This window comes from Enterococcus sp. DIV0086, from assembly GCF_050498705.1.
GTDB lineage: Bacteria > Bacillota > Bacilli > Lactobacillales > Enterococcaceae > Enterococcus > Enterococcus faecalis.
In genome coordinates this window covers 2,285,230-2,299,791 of sequence record NZ_JBNIDN010000001.1, presented here as the reverse complement: position 1 = coordinate 2,299,791, position 14,562 = coordinate 2,285,230, and the positions used below count along the sequence as shown (strand labels likewise).

Annotated in this window: 11 protein-coding genes; 2 read left to right on the top strand and 9 right to left on the bottom strand. The window is 38.2% G+C overall.

All coding sequences use genetic code 11. From position 1 onward, the window contains the following. Nucleotides 1-11: 11 nt before the first annotated feature. The 5 genes from IGI63_RS11200 to fdrA form a co-directional block, all read right to left on the bottom strand. Complete coding sequence (locus tag IGI63_RS11200) at nt 12-1,232, bottom strand: dicarboxylate/amino acid:cation symporter (protein WP_429975805.1); 1,221 nt, start codon at nt 1,230-1,232, stop codon at nt 12-14. A 6-nt stretch (nt 1,233-1,238) separates the two neighbouring features. Further along, nucleotides 1,239-2,177, bottom strand: coding sequence for a carbamate kinase (gene arcC / locus IGI63_RS11195; protein ID WP_002355252.1), 939 nt, complete (start codon nt 2,175-2,177; stop codon nt 1,239-1,241). 134 nt (nt 2,178-2,311) lie between these two features. Next, the gene (locus IGI63_RS11190; RefSeq protein ID WP_002355251.1) at nt 2,312-3,565 is read right to left on the bottom strand and encodes an MFS transporter; all 1,254 of its coding nucleotides are present in this window, start codon (nt 3,563-3,565) and stop codon (nt 2,312-2,314) included. A 9-nt stretch (nt 3,566-3,574) separates the two neighbouring features. Next, nucleotides 3,575-4,408: a DUF2877 domain-containing protein gene (locus tag IGI63_RS11185; RefSeq protein WP_002355250.1), complete on the bottom strand. Its 834-nt coding sequence runs from the start codon at nt 4,406-4,408 to the stop codon at nt 3,575-3,577. Beyond that, nucleotides 4,401-7,412, bottom strand: coding sequence for a DUF1116 domain-containing protein (fdrA, locus tag IGI63_RS11180; RefSeq protein ID WP_002355249.1), 3,012 nt, complete (start codon nt 7,410-7,412; stop codon nt 4,401-4,403). Before fdrA ends, IGI63_RS11185 begins: the two co-directional genes overlap by 8 nt. A gap of 122 nt (nt 7,413-7,534) precedes the next feature. Here fdrA and IGI63_RS11175 point away from each other — a divergent pair, with 122 nt between their 5' ends. Next, nucleotides 7,535-9,127, top strand: coding sequence for a PucR family transcriptional regulator (locus IGI63_RS11175; RefSeq protein ID WP_429975995.1), 1,593 nt, complete (start codon nt 7,535-7,537; stop codon nt 9,125-9,127). Continuing rightward, nucleotides 9,102-9,914, top strand: a complete 813-nt coding sequence (locus IGI63_RS11170; protein WP_002393705.1) for an alpha/beta hydrolase — start codon at nt 9,102-9,104, stop codon at nt 9,912-9,914. Before IGI63_RS11175 ends, IGI63_RS11170 begins: the two co-directional genes overlap by 26 nt. 40 nt (nt 9,915-9,954) lie before the next feature. Here IGI63_RS11170 and IGI63_RS11165 read toward each other — a convergent pair whose 3' ends face one another. The 4 genes from IGI63_RS11165 to IGI63_RS11150 all read right to left on the bottom strand — a co-directional run bounded on the left by IGI63_RS11165 (nt 9,955) and on the right by IGI63_RS11150 (nt 14,422). Further along, nucleotides 9,955-11,166, bottom strand: a complete 1,212-nt coding sequence (locus tag IGI63_RS11165; protein WP_429975804.1) for an amidohydrolase family protein — start codon at nt 11,164-11,166, stop codon at nt 9,955-9,957. A gap of 51 nt (nt 11,167-11,217) precedes the next feature. Next, nucleotides 11,218-12,021 (bottom strand): ankyrin repeat domain-containing protein, encoded by an 804-nt coding sequence (locus IGI63_RS11160; protein ID WP_002379049.1) that lies wholly within the window; start codon nt 12,019-12,021, stop codon nt 11,218-11,220. 173 nt (nt 12,022-12,194) lie between these two features. Then, the gene (locus tag IGI63_RS11155) at nt 12,195-13,238 is read right to left on the bottom strand and encodes a DUF4822 domain-containing protein (protein ID WP_002387660.1); all 1,044 of its coding nucleotides are present in this window, start codon (nt 13,236-13,238) and stop codon (nt 12,195-12,197) included. Between the two features lie 218 nt (nt 13,239-13,456). Beyond that, the gene (locus IGI63_RS11150) at nt 13,457-14,422 is read right to left on the bottom strand and encodes a DUF4822 domain-containing protein (protein WP_429975803.1); all 966 of its coding nucleotides are present in this window, start codon (nt 14,420-14,422) and stop codon (nt 13,457-13,459) included. Nucleotides 14,423-14,562: the final 140 nt, after the last annotated feature.

The following is a 14,562-nucleotide window of genomic DNA, read 5'->3' as shown; positions in this document are numbered from 1 at the left end:
CCCTTTTTTCACTACTTATTGCTACTGTTAAAGACAGTATAGTCAATTTCATCCACTGATTTTGCAACTAGAATAGCAGAGTAAACATCTGAATTGACATTTAAAATTGTTCGTAACATGCCAACAAACCATTCGACGCCTGCAAAAATTGCAATACTCTCAATGGGTAAACCCATTTGCGGAACAATCACTGCCAGTGAGACTAAGCCCGCACCGGGAACAACTGCGTTTGCTAGTGAGACAAACGTTGCTGTAATTGCTAAGTAAATCATTTTCGTAATATCAAACTCTAGCTGATACATCTGAGCGATAGTCATTACAGTAAAAGCCATATGCATCGCTGAACCGTTACTGTTTAACGACATACCTAACGGCAACACTAAGTTAGTAATTCGCTTACTTAAACCTAATTTTGTTTCTGTTTCTTCCAAAGCTACTGGTAAAGTAATTGCTGAAGAAGTTGTCGCCAAGGCCATCACAGACATATTTTTCATGTTTGTAATTAAACGTAGTGGACTTACTTTACAGTACAATGTGATAACCAAAATCCAGATGCCCAAAAATAAAATAGTTCCTAATCCATAGACCAATAGATACTTCACTAACGGTAAAATAATTTGAAGGCCTAAGTGACTAATTGTTGAAGCAATTAAAGCAAAAATCCCCAGAGGTGCTAGATACATGACGTATCGAATGACTGTAATGATAACTTCATTAAAGTCCACAATTATTTGGAAGAGTTGCGTCTCTGGATGGCTTTGTAAGTATTTATTCAGTGCTAAACCAAAAAATAATGCAAAGACAATAATTTGAATAATCGATCCTTGAGTCAGTGAATCAAAAATATTTTTCGGAACGAAATTTAAAATCGTATCAGTGATTGAGATTTCTTGTGCTTTAATAGAAGCATCTTGGAAGCCAGTCATTTTAACACCGTATCCTGGATTAAAAATGACTGCCATTAGGACGCCCCATAAAGTGGCAGCTAAGGAGGAAATCCCGAAAACAGCGATTGTTCTACCCCCAAGGCTCGTTAATTCTTTTGGATTAATACTGCCAACTGCTTGGACAATTTGCCCTAAGATCAAGATAGGAATAGCCATTTGCATCAGTCGCAAAAAGACATCTCCAACTATTTTCAAGTAATTGCCGCTAGCAGGAATCAAGAGTCCTACGAGGATTCCTACGACAACAGCAATTGCAATTTGGGTGATCATGGACGGTTTTTTCATGGTAAACTACCCCTTTTGACTGATCACAGTTCCTGCTTCTTTATCGATGTTTTCTAAGTTTTCGATAGAAGTAATGATTGCTTTCCGTTTGTCATCACCTTTTACGAAGTCTAAGGCAGCTTCGATTTTTGGTAGCATACTACCAGCAGCAAAGTGACCTTCTTTAATGTATTCTTCTGCTTCGGCTACACTGATTTGTTCTAATGCTTTTTGATCTGGTTGATTGTAATTAATGTAGATGTTATCAACGCCTGTCAAAATAATCAAACGGTCTGCATCAACGTTTTCAGCTAAAACACGTGCAGAGAAATCTTTGTCGTTAACCGCTTCCACACCTACGTATTGTCCGTCTTCTGCTACGACCGGAATGCCCCCGCCACCAGAACAGATAGTTAAAACGTCCGCCTCTACTAAAGCACGAACCGCCTCTTTTTCAACAATTTCTTTAGGCATTGGTGATGGAACAACTTTTCGGTAGCCACGGCCAGCATCTTCCACATACGTAGAGCCATCTTTGGCTGCTTCTGCGTCAGCTTCTTCTTTTGTATAGAATGGACCAATTGGTTTGGATGGTTTTTTAAACGAAGGATCTTCTTTGTCCACACGCACTTGTGTAACTACAGAGATAACTGGTTTAGCAATGTTACGTTTTTCAAACTCATTAGTTAAAGCATTTTGTAACCAGTAACCGATGCTTCCTTGTGTCATCGCAACACAAGTATCCAATTTCAACGCTGGATTTTTTTCACTTTCGCCTGCTTTTTGTTGTAAAAGCAAATTCCCTACTTGTGGTCCGTTTCCGTGACAGACAATGACTTGTTCCCCTTTAGCAACAAATTCTGCAATATATTTGGCCGCGTGATTAACGACGGCTTTTTGGCCTTCATCTGTTGGATCCGTATCTAAAATAGCATTCCCACCTAGGGCAATTACGTTTAAACTCATTGATTGATTCGCTCCTTTTTAGTAAAGCAAAGACAAAATCTTTTCAGTATCGACGGATAAGAAATAATTTGTTTACGAAATGAAAGATTTTGTCTTGCTCATTTTGATTGTTTCAGTCATTATCGAAGGGATAATTAACCTAATTTCGGTTTACTTTCATCTTTAGCTAAGAAAGCAAAAGCTAGTAAACCAATAACTAATAGTACACAAGAAAGATAGAAGCCAACTTGCATTGAGCCTGCTGTATCTGCTAAATATCCTGTGACATACGGTGCTAGGATTGACCCTGACATCCCGATAAAATTATAGGCACTTAACGTTGTTCCTAAGGCCGCTTTTGGTGCATGTTTGGTAACAAAAGTCACCATAATTGGATCTAACGCTAATTTCCCTGTTAACCCATAAAGAATTAAAACAGAAATTAACAATGTCCGATTTGTTACAAAAGCAATCGCAAAGACAGATAGGATTGCTAAAGGTACTAATGTAAAGACTAATTTTTTCGTCGCACCTGTTTTATCATTCAAACGAGCGAAGATTAAGGCGCCTGGAATAGAGGCCCATGGTACAAGTGATGAAATGAAACCAACGCTCGCTCCTGTAAAGCCACGTTCAGCAATTAAAAATTGTGGCAACCAAGTAATAATGACAAAGTTTGCATAAATACTTGTGAAACATAAAATAAATGCGGCTAATAAATTACGATTTGAGAAAATTTCTTTTAATGAGATCTTTTCTTGTGGTCCTTCTTCAGCAGCTGCTCGTGCAGCTTCTTCACCAGGACGAATCACTTTTTCTTTCAAAATTGTATAGAAAAGAATTCCTACGATAAACGTTGGAATCGCCATGATAAAGAATGGTTTGCTCCAATGTTCACCATTTTCTAAAACCAACTTACTTGAAAGTAAGTACCCACCTGATGTACCGAAGGCCATCCCACTATTGATGATGGCATTACCGATGGTCCGTTTACTTGCTGGAATCGCTTCTGTCGATAGCGCATATTGTGGGCCATAGTAAGCTCCTTGACCAATACCAGCAATTGCACGAATGACTAAAAACATAACAAAGGTTGTCGCTAATCCACTAAAATAAGTAGAAATAGCAAGAACGATAAACCCAACAGCAATGACTAATTTCCGCCCAATTTTATCGCCAATCATCCCAAAAGGAATCTGTGCAACAGCATAGGTTAGAAAGAAGATGCTATTGGCTAAACCAAGTTGTGTGTTACTTAGACCAAATTGTTCTCCAATGACCCCCATCACTGGATTAAAAATAGTTCGTGTTGCGTACATTAAAATCCAGCCTACGAAGAAAATGGCTACGACTTTAATCCAGTAACTATTGCTCACTTGCACTGCTTGATTTTTTTTACTATTCTCCATGTCTTCTCCTCACTTCTCATCTAACTCTACAGATTGTAAAGCTAGTAACATTCCAAATGACATATCTTTACCAGAGGAATGTCCGATTTGTATAATTCTGTCAATATTTTCGTCAACTCTATTATCCCGATGGTTCTCCAAATCCAAGAGTAACTGATACAACAATGAATTTACATATCCTTTAGCCGAGCTTGCAATATAGCCTTTACTAACATCTGTTGTGGATAAATTTGCTGCCGAAAGAGTAGCGGCTAACGCCGCAGCTCTTTCATCAGCAAGTATGAACAGAATTGTTTGATACGCCACTAAAATGTCATCACCACTCGGGGTTAACCCTTTGCCCCGACCAATCAGATAATTCGTTACTTCTTGCCATTCCGATAGTGTCCAAACTTTTTGTTTTTGGCTCATTTTTTTGAAAATATGCTTCGCTCGTTCGTCTAAAGGCAGGCCAATTCTACGTTCTAAGTTTCTCGCTAATAAGCGGTCTCGCAACAAGCGTAATTGGTCTTTTTCTAACTTGAAATGAGTAATGTTTAAAGAAACGACCTCGGCAGGTGTGAGTTGGATCGTTTTCACGCCGACTGTACTGTAAAAGGTCAACTGATTTTCTGTGATTTTGACTTTATTACCTTGTTGTACATACGGAAAGATTTCTTGAAACAATTGATCTGGCAAAAACATACCAAAGCTTGATAAATAATTATGGAAGTTTGCAACATTGATTAATTGATCCTGGACTTTCAGATTAAATGAACGTTCAAAAACACTGTGAATGGTTCCCATCTTGCCATATTGGTGGATAGGAAAAATGTAGTCACTAATGACTAGTTGGTTATTCAACCGTAATGCCTAGTTTCTCAGCATACGCTTCTAGGGCTTTTTCAAAACAGCCTAGAGGTGCTCTAACTGTCCCTGCACCAATTTGACCAACACCGGCATTTTTGTGTGCAATCCCTGTATTGATGATTGGTGTAATTCCTAATTCCACCACTTTACGGATATCAATTCCTAAACAAGTTCCTTGGAAATCCCAAGTTGGAATTGAGAATGTTGGGTTGTGTCCTTCACAGATTTTTGCCATTTCATTTGAGGTTGCTAACGCATCTTCAAAGCCACCTGCACCAACAAACCGTGTTACGCCAGGTGCAGCTACCATAGCCATTGCTCCAACGCCTACTGTTTCAGTAATTGCACTATCCCCGACATCAGGATTTCCGTCTTCTTCGCTGAAACCAGTGAAGTAAAGACCTTTTGGTGTATTTACTGGTGCGGTATGCCATTGATCGCCTGTTTCTGCAATCCGGACCCCAAAGTTCACGCCGTTACGAGTCATCGTTGTGACAATCGTTCCGTTGGTATCTTTACGGGCACCATCAACAATTGCTTTTCCAGTTGCCATCATGACATTTAAGAAGAATTGATCTGTGTCAGCTAAGAATTTGATTACTTCGTATTTTTGATCTTCTGGAATATCTGTTTTGATAATTAATGGAGACAATTCTTTTAAGAAGTTCAAAGATGCGGCAATATTTCTTTGGTGGAACTCGTCACCCATTGTAATAGAGCGCGCAATCAATACGTTTAAGTTCAAGCCTTCTTCAGAAAGTTTCAAGGCTTTCGCAATAGTTGGTCCTAAAACATCTTTAATCCAATCTAAACGATCAACCACTTCTTGTGAATAAGCACCAAAACGCAATACTTTACCGATACCTTCATTCAAGATACAGTATGCTTCGTTACCTTCTAAGCGATTTTCTACAACAAAGACTGGCATATTACCAGAAGTAATACCGCCCATTGGTCCTACTGCTTTTACATGGTGACAAGGAATGAAACGTACTTCGCCAGCTTCAAAAATCTTCAAAGCATCTTCTTCATTGTCTGCCCAACGTTCGAATAATGCAGCTCCGATACAAGCACCTTTCATTGGTCCAGTCATTTCAGACCATTGGATTGGTGGTCCAGCATGAAGTAATGTTTTTTGTGCGTCATCATTTAATTCTGGAATCACTGATTTTGCAGGTACCACATCTACTAAGAATGGTTGTGCATTTTTAATTTTGTCTGTTACTTTGTGATTTTCAGCTTCGATTTGTTCACTGTAATCTTCCAAAGCATCCAAAATTTTAATCATTTTTTTATTGCCGTTAGCACGTGGACGCCAGTTAAATTGAACAGTTTCGCCACCGTAATCAACGATTGATTCTGTAAAGCTTTGCAACCCAACGTTAATGATTCTTGGTTTGGTTGTTAATAGTTCCATTACTTTTTCGCCTGGTTTTGGTACATCGACAGTTGGTCCGTTGTAAGCAACCACTTCTTTATCGTCTTCTGAAATTTCGATTCCTTTTAGCAATAGAGCTAATTGAACAGCTTTAGCATTGCTTTCTGCTACTAAAACGCCGCCTTCTTTCAAACGATCAACAGACGATTGGTAATTTTGCGGATCTTTCGTCGTCCCACAGACAGTTGCAACAAAGTAAAGATCACGTCCTGCTTCTTTGGCTGTGGCACGCGCTTCTTCAATTGCTGGTAACAATGCACCAACCATGTCTTCATGAGCACCATAGCCTAACACCACATCGAATAAGATAATCCCCGTTTTTTCATCTTGTGCGTATTCACGAATTTTTTCGATACGAACATCTGGGTCAATCATTGGGTGCGGACGACCTTGTGTATACATATCATCGCCTAAGTCAATGACTTCATAACCGTGAGATTTCAAGACATAACCTTCTGCTTTCACTAAACCGCCAAGATCTAAAGCTTCTGAAATTAACATACCTGCTTCAGAAGCTAATGTACCACCTGAATATAAGCCTTTTACAACTTTATCTTCTGGTAATGTTGGTACAGCTGGTTTTGCTAATGCTTCAAAGTAATTTTTCTTCACGGCCACATCATTTGCTAAATCAACAGCAATTTTAGCTGTTTCTTCTAATGTATGAGCTAGATAAACTTTGCCTTCGTGACTTGTTGGTTTTTCTCCTAAGAAAATCGCAACGACTGGTTTTGAAATGCTTTGTAATAATTCAACCACTTCATCACGAACTTCTTTTGCAGGTGGTTTAGAAATAACTGTAATCACATCGGTTGGTTCGTGATTTTCTAAAGCCACAATAGCATCTTTCACTGTGATAGCGCCTACTTTGTCGCTTAAGTCACGACCACCAGTTCCAATGGCGTGAACAACTCCGCCACCTAAGCGGTCAATAATCGTTGTAACTTCTTGAATCCCTGTTCCTGAAGCACCAACAACGCCAATGTTTCCTGGAGAAACAACATTTGTAAAGGCGATTGGAATACTTGATATAATACCAGTTCCACAGTCAGGGCCCATCATTAGTAAGCCTTTTTCATGCGCTAATTTTTTCAAACGTACTTCATCTTCAATTGACACATTATCCGTGAAAGAGAACACGTGTAAATCATTTTTTAAGGCACGTTCCATTTCTGGCGCACCATATTCACCAGGAATACTGAATAGCGCTACATTCGCCTCTGGTAAAAGATCAAACGCTTCTGACCAAGAAGTCGCTGCTTGTGCTTCTTCACTAGTTCCCTTTGCTGATAAATCATCTAAGAATTCATCAATCGCTGGCATAACTTCTTCCATGATGTTTTCTTTTTCACTGTCAACCACAATCATCATGTCGTTTGCAGATGCACTATTGGCCTCATCCGTTAACAAGTTTGTGTTGTTAAGGATGTCTTTGTTGGCATCTGTTCCCATCATGATTTGACTCATGGTTACACCATCTAATGCATTGATTTTATTGGTCAATAACATTAAATTGATGGAGTCTTGGTAATTGTTTTTCAAAATTACTGTGTGTAACATTGTTCATCCTCCTATCTATTCCTTACAATGCTATTGTATCGAAACGAGAAAGTGTTTTCATCGGACATAATTCTAAAAAAATGGTATAATTTTTATCCACAAGAGGAAAAAAGGAGAAAATGATGAAATTAAGAGAGTTATTATCGATAGGTGACTTAAAAAAAGGTAAAATTTTGACGAAAGAGATTGGTTTAGACAATGAAGTTGACTCGGCAATGGTCTTAGAAGCGATTGACATTGAGAACTGGAGTAGAAAGAATCAGTTAATTTTGACTTCTTTCTACGCATTGCATGATCTACCCGAAAAAGAGTTGGAAAATTTTTTCGTAAAGATGCGCCGAATTGGCATCAGCGGCTTAATTTTGAAAACAGATCGATTCATTAAAATGATTCCAGAGTGGTTTATCGAATTATGTTTCAATTATGAAATTCCTTTAATTAAAATCACACAAGACATTAGCTATGAAAAAATTCTATTTACGATTTACGAGCCTTTGTTGAATTATCAGTCGCATGTCTTACGTACGTATTACGATGTGCGCCAACGTTTCACCAAATTAGAGCGCCACTACCCAACGGTTGAGACGATTATGCAAGAATTTTATGACATCATTAAATTACCCTTCGCTTTAAAAATGTTGGATAAACATCTGGAAATTAGCGATGGCGACTTACCCCATGATGCGATTGTGCTCTCAAGAGAAAAACTAAAAAACAGTGAGTTCACTAAAAATGATTACTCTCTTTTAACACTTTATTCTCATGCCAACCCCAAAAAACAGTTGGCACTAGAAGTTTCTATTTTCAATAGTTATTCCACTAATTGTTTACTTCTGGTTTATTTACAAGATGAAAAGGTTAAAGAAACGGATTTAGTGATTATCGAAAATGCGATTGATGTCTTACAAGAAAAATTCAATACCGAAAATTTGTTAAAAAAAGAACGGTATACTCGTTTGAACAACTTAGCGGATGCTATTTTACAAAATACACCGCAAAATCCTGACGAGCTAAACAGTTTGCTTCGTGAAGTGCAAATGCAAGAGCTAGATTCTTACCAAGCGATTGCTTTTTCTACCAAAGACACCAATACACAACTCATGAAAGAACGAATTATTGCCTTACTTCGTACCCTACGTGTGAAATCCATCTTCTTTGATCAGCTAAATTATTCGGCGGTCCTTTTTAACTTCAATGAAAGTGATGGAAAAATTACAAAGCTGCAATTAAGTCGTTTATTAGCTGAACTTTTAGAAGAAAACGACACGCTTACCGTTGCCGTCAGCAGTTTAAAATCACGAGAAGGGATTAAAGAGCTACTGATTGAATGTCTGGACATTCTGCGCTTTAATGAAACTTTTTATAACGGACCAATTGTCACCTTAGCCGATATCGGGGTATTTAAAAATTTTATCCGCGAAGACCAATTGGAAAATTTAGACGAATTAATTCCTCGCGCATTTTATCAATTAGCCGAAAATAACTACGATTTGTTTGAAACCTTGTACAGTTTTTTCCAAAATAATCGCAACTATAAACAGACCTCTGAAGCGATGTTCCTCCATTCAAAAACGATTCGTTATCGTTTAAACAAAGTGGAACAACTTCTTGATATTGACTTAGCCAATCCCTTGCAATTGTTAAATTATGAAATTGCCACATACATTATAAAGATGAGGAGACGTGCACTTGAAAAACAATCAAACACTCGCTAATGGCGCAACAGTTACTATCTACCCCACTACGACTGAACCAACGAACTATGTCGTCTATTTACACGGTGGCGGGATGATTTATGGAACCAAAAGTGATTTACCAGAAGAACTGAAGGAGCTGTTTACAAGCAATGGCTATACCGTTTTAGCGCTGGACTATTTGTTGGCTCCAAATACAAAAATCGATCACATCTTAGGGACGCTAACAGAAACCTTCCAATTGTTAAACGAAGAGATTATTCAAAACCAGCCATTTGGTTTGTGCGGGCGTTCCGCTGGCGGTTATTTAATGTTACAGTTAACCAAACAATTACAAACACTAAATTTGACGCCACAATTTTTAGTCAATTTTTACGGCTATACAGATTTAGAATTTATTAAAGAGCCACGAAAATTATTAAAGCAAGCCATTTCCGCTAAAGAAATAGCTACCATCGACCAAACAAAGCCTGTTTGGGATGATCCTTTTCTTTCTCGCTATCTGCTGTATCATTACAGTATTCAGCAAGCGCTATTGCCGCACTTTTACGGATTACCAGAAAATGGGGACTGGTCTGCTTACGCACTGTCAGACGAAACATTAAAAACTTTTCCACCTTGTTTCAGTACAGCTAGCAGCTCAGACGAAGAAGTGCCGTTCCGCTATAGCAAAAAAATCGGACGGACCATTCCTGAGAGTACCTTTAAAGCGATTTACTATTTAGAACATGATTTTTTAAAACAAACCAAAGATCCTTCGGTCATCACTTTATTTGAGCAATTGGATAGCTGGCTGAAGGAACGATAAGCATAACAAAAAAAGAAGCGAGAAATCTCGCTTCTTTTTGTTATTTTTGATAAAGTGTGGTTCCTTTTACCACACTGATTTCCACCGGTGTCTGACGAGCGACAAAAGCCGCCGCACATTCTGCTTCAGTGAGTAAGTAAGTTGCATCAGCACCAACTTGCGGCCAATTTGCTTGCCCTTGTTCGTCTAAAGTTGTGACACTATCTGTCACTAAGCCCAATAATTGGGTTAAAGCATCTTGATCTTTCACATTAAAAAGTTCACCTAAACGAGCCAATTTTTCTTGTAATGAACCATCACCATAGGGAGACCAGCAATCGTAGATATTGTCACAACCAAGATGGACATTGACTCCATGACGTAACAATTCCATAATTGGCGGAATCGTGTTAGGTGTGATTGGCACGCTGGAATTAATATGAATTTTTTCTGCTGCTAAAGCATCATAAACTTCGTCACGTTCTTCACCAATGAAATCATTTAACCCGAAGGCATGGCTGATAAATACTTTGTCTTGTAGGCCATATTCTTTCGTTAAACGGATAATTTCTTTAATCGTTGTTGTCCCAGCTTCGTGACGGTCATGTAAATGAATATCCACACCGACACCATGTTTATCTGCTAAGCGGAATGTTTCAGCCAATGATTTTTTGTAATCACCATCTAGTGAATAAGGATCCACGCCACCAATAAAATCGGCACCTTTTGCCAATGCTTGATCAACTAATTCAACGGAATCTGAACGTAGTAAGCCGTGCTGTGGAAAGACGACAATTTCTACCGCAAATGGTTTCGTTTGGGCCAATGCTTGGACTTCATCAAAATAACGTAAGTCTGTCATCGGTTCCACGTCGACATGTGTTCTGAAGGCTGTCGCGCCATGTGGTAATTCTAAGTCAATTAAATGGTTGGCGCGTTCTGTTAAAGAAAGTTCTAAACTATCTAAATAAGGGATTTCTGCTTCGACACGTTCCACAATTGACTTCGCTGGCGTCACCGGATACCACGGAACACCTAGTTTACTTTTATCAAAGTGACAATGTTTTTCAATCAAACCTGGTAAAATCAATTGATGGTGACCATCAATAATTGTCAACCCAGGTTCTTCTACCAATTCTTCATTGGGGATGATTTTCGTAAATACTCCATCTGTTACTTCAATTGCCACTTCTTTGGTTACTGTCCCAGATAACCAGTCACCTTCTTTTTGATACCCTGTTTCAATTCGAACATTTTTTAACCAATAATTCATGCTTTCCTTCACTCCTACCTGTATTTATTCCTTCCCGAAAGGACACAATACTTAGTTGTACTGTGCTAAAATTTTACTAATTTCCGTATAACCTTTTTGATTGGCATAGTCCATTGCTGTTCGACCAGAATTGTCTTTAATGGATTGATCCGCACCATTTTCCATTAACAATTTTACAATATCTTGGTAAAGTTGGTTCCCTTCACGTAACCCCACTGCCTCAATCAATGCTGTATAGCCAAAGTCATTTTGGAAATCTATGTCTTCTCGTCCATCTTCTAACAAGAGCTTCACATTGTCAATATGTCCTTTTTCAGCTGCCGGAATTAACGCATTGCCACCGTAACGGTTATGCTTATTTAAATCTGGGGTCGCATGTTTTAACATATACGCTAAAATCTCCGTACGTCCTTGCGCTCCCGCATAAAGATAGGGACTATCACTAATGCTGTTTTGCAGATTAATATCGGCACCCCGATCAATCAACGCTTTTGCAATCTCAATGTCATTATTGTGAACAGCGATATTGAGCGGTGTGTTGCCTTCTGTGTCGACTTCATCCACTTGATAAGTAGTATCTTGTAAAATTTCCTTGACCTTCTTCGTATCTCGTTGATTGGCTGCTTCTAAAAGCGCACCCACTTCATAGGTCTTCATCGGTTCTTTCACTTCCTCTTTTGATGTTGTTTGAGCCACCGAACGGGTTGTACTGGTGCTTTCAGTTTTTGCACTACTTTGAGTAGTCACCGTTTGACTATTTTTTGACGCTGCGGAGGGTGTTTCTCCTCCTTGACACGCAGCAAGTAATGGAATGGTCACGACACTTAATAGCCCCATTAAAATTTTTTTGTTCATTGTGCTCAACTTCCTTTCCTCGAGAGAAATATGAGATTTTTCTCCAGTGGTTCTAATCTAACGAATCTTTTTTTATTTGTCGATTAAAACGCTTTCTCTGTTTTTCTATTTTAAAAAGAGAGAAACCAAAAGAAGTCGAAACTTTTTTTGGTTTCCATTCGTATGTTTTGTTCTTAAAAGGTAAATTCAGGATTAAAAGTTCCTTGGTATGGTTCATGTTCCACATAGACTTGGATATCGTTTCCTTCGTTATCTTTACCCATTCGTGTGTACGTAAAACGATTATCATTCAATTCTGTTAATTCTAAGACAGCGCCATAGCGATTGGTTCCAATCGAAACATGGGCACGGAATTTATTTTGATTTCCTACTTTAAAGTAGCCATAGTCGCCACGAGTTTCCCCAGTTTGTAAATTGAAAAATTCATATTTGCTGCTATCTTGGTCAAATTTCGCTAAGCTGATAAAGTTTTGGTTGGCCGAAGTTACGTCATTGCCATCTTTATCCACTACTTTTGTGCCATTCCAAAGAAGTTGCGGTGTCCCATCAAAGGAAGTTTTACCAATAATTTCATCCCCTTGTCGATTTACATCAATCTGGCCTGTTTGTTCTGTCATGGCACGGCGTCCATTCGTGAATTCTAGTGTTCTGGGACGATTATTGGGGTATGGCTGCGGACGACCATAAACTGGTCCTGAGGTTGCTTTGTTTTCTACGAAAACTTCAATATCATTTCCGTTTTTATCTTTCCCCATCTGTCTATACGTAAAAGTATCTTGGTATAAAGTTCTAAGTGGGTATACACCTTGATAATTTTTGGTTTCAGAAATAATTACAAGACGGGAAACATCTGTAATACCAGCGGTCATAAAGAAGGTTCCTTCATCTCCTGTTGATTCTCCAGTCTCTTTATCAAAAAATTCATAGAAACTAGTGGTTGCATCAAATTTGATTGCATGTAATAGGTTTTGATTTTCATCTGTTAAGTCATTCCCATTTCGATCATAAACGCGTGTTCCAGCCCAATCTTTTTCTGATAATCCTTCATCTTGTCTAATACCAACTGAACGTAAATACTCAGGTAAATCCCCTAAATTATTGGGATTGTCTACGCTTTGAGGAACGTATGCTTCTGCCGTCAAAGCCCCTCCTGCTCCACCAACTAATAACGCACTTAAAGCCAACAACGTAATTGTACCAACGATTTTTTTCTTCATAAACGACTACTCCCTTTCCTTTTGATAATTTAAGGATAGCAAGTAGTTATTAACTCCACCTGTCCATAATATGAACAAATTATTAAATAATAATCACTATAATTATCTTAATAATAATATTTAATTATAACTAATAACAATTTATTTATAGAAGAAGAGAAAACAAAAGAACGTTGGGGGACGTTCTTTTGTTAAATAAGAGAGAAGACAAGAGACTTTTAGAAAGTAAAGGCTGGATGATATGTGCCTTGGTAAGGTTCATGTTCCACGAACACTTGAATATCATTCCCAGCATTATCTTTACCCATTCGAGTATACGTAAATCGATCATTGTTTAGTTCCGTTAATTCTAGCGCTGCACCGTAGCGATTCGTACCAATAGATACATGAGCCCGGATCTTGTTATTGTCCACCACTTGGAAGTACCCAAAATCGCCGCGGGTTTCACCTGTTTGTAAATTGAAAAATTCATATTTACTTGTGTTTGGATCAAATTTCGCTAAACTAATGAAATTTTGATTGGCCGCTGTCACATCATTACCGTTTTTATCTACGACTTTTGTACCATTCCACAAGGTTGTTCCTAAAATTTTATCCCCTGATTTATTTGTCAAAATTTTGCCAGTTTGATTGGTTAATGCTTCACGTCCATTTGTAAAAGCTAATTTTTTCCCATGATAAGGGATGTGTTCCACGTAAACTTCAACATCATTCCCCAGTTTATCTTTTCCTAAACGCTTGTAAGTAAATTTGTCTTTACTCACTTCGGTTAAATCCACTACGGCTTGATAATTTTGTGTCCGCGAAATTAAAATTCGTTTTGTGCCATCACCTGTCACAAAAAATGTTCCTTCGTCACCACGGGTTTCCCCAGTATTTTTGTCGAAAAACTCGTAAAAACCGGTTTCACCATCATATTTTGCTAAACCAATAAAATTAGCATTTTCTGCCGTTAAATCATTACCAGCAGCATCATAAACACGGGTTCCTTGCCAGTCCGTGCCAGATAAAATCTTAGTCGCCTTGTCGCCTCTTGTTTGGCCATTGTTTTGATGTTTGCCTAAATTTGCTGTAGCACTATTTGGATTGGCTGCATGATCTGCAAATGCTGGACTTGCATAACCTGCTATAAGTAACGTACTTAATGTTACTAAAGTAATCGAACTTAATACTTTCTTTTTCATAAAGCATCGCTCCTTTTCTTTGATAAACCTATCTTAACAAACGATTCTAAACTACCACTGTCAGAAAAATGAACAATTTATAAACGATTAAAAAAACTATAAACTATTTTTTTGTTAAAAATGAAGCGGTCAAAAGAATC